Source organism: Mesorhizobium sp. M7A.F.Ca.CA.002.09.1.1 (assembly GCF_003998555.1).
Taxonomy (GTDB): Bacteria; Pseudomonadota; Alphaproteobacteria; order Rhizobiales; family Rhizobiaceae; genus Mesorhizobium; species Mesorhizobium ciceri.
Map to the genome: position 1 here is coordinate 1 of NZ_RZRR01001269.1, position 1,144 is coordinate 1,144.

The window sequence follows — 1,144 nt, forward strand, 5'->3', positions numbered from 1 at the left end:
CTCATAGGCGGGGCCGATGCCGCGACGGGTCGTGCCAATCTTCGTCCCGGAATTGGATGCGGCGTCCTCACGAAATCCGTCCAGCTCTCGATGCAGGGACAGGATAAGCGCTGTGTTTTCGGCTATTTTCAGGCGATCCGGCGCTACTTCGACACCTTGCGCCTTGAGTTTTGCCACCTCGGCGACGAAAGCGTGCGGGTCGAACACGACGCCATTGCCGATGATGGACAGCTTGCCGTGGCGCACGACGCCCGACGGAAGCAACGACAGCTTGTAGACCTTGCCGTCGACGACCAGCGTATGGCCGGCATTGTGGCCGCCCTGGAAACGCACCACGACATCGGCGCGCTCCGACAGCCAGTCGACGATCTTGCCCTTGCCTTCGTCACCCCACTGCGAGCCGACGACCACCACATTGGCCATGTTTCTTTTCCCTTGAGACGCCGCCAAGCGGCTTGAATATGGTTCGAAACGACAGGCCTCTATAACGTCAAGACCTCGCGAGCGCGACCTTTCTTTGCCGTCGAAAATGCCCTGAGGCACAACAATTTTCGGCTTTGACATCATTTACTTGGGCGAGCGAGGGCAATAGGCCGGCAAACACCGCAGCTCCGGCGACTGGAATCCCGCGATGCATCGAAGCGCCTACATATTCCTGCTGCTCACCACCTTGCTTTGGGGTGGAAATTCGGTGGCCGGCAAGCTGGCGGTCGATCACGTCTCGCCGATGACGCTGGTCTTCCTGCGCTGGGTGCTGGCCGTGGCGATCATGCTGCCCATCGGCTGGAAGACCATCCAGAAGGACTGGCCGGTAGTCCGCAAGCACTGGTTCGTGCTGGTCGCCCTCGGCGCCAGCGGCTTCACCCTGTTCAACACCATCTTCTACACGGCGCTCAACTACACGACAGCGATCAATGTCTCGATCGAACAGGCGGCGATGCCGATCCTGATCATGACTGCCAATTTCGTCTTCTTCCGCCTGCGCGTGAACTGGGCGCAGATTGTCGGCGTCGTGCTGACCGTCGCCGGCGTGATCCTCACCGCCTGCCATGGCGACCCGCGCCGGCTGTTGACGCTGGAACTCAATTTCGGTGACGCCATCATGCTGGTCGCAGTCTTTCTCTACAGCGGCTATTCGGTGGCT

The 1,144-nt window shown here is 60.5% G+C and carries 2 protein-coding genes; one reads left to right on the forward strand and one right to left on the reverse strand.

What is annotated here, in order from left to right:
• The coding region (locus tag EN994_RS32425) for an adenylosuccinate synthetase (RefSeq protein ID WP_206530559.1) at positions 1-423 on the reverse strand (423 nt) is incomplete at its 3' end.
• A gap of 208 nt (positions 424-631) precedes the next feature.
• Between EN994_RS32425 and EN994_RS32430 the strand changes: the two genes are divergently transcribed.
• Positions 632-1,144: DMT family transporter (locus EN994_RS32430; protein ID WP_164746469.1), on the forward strand; the 513-nt coding region annotated here is incomplete at its 3' end.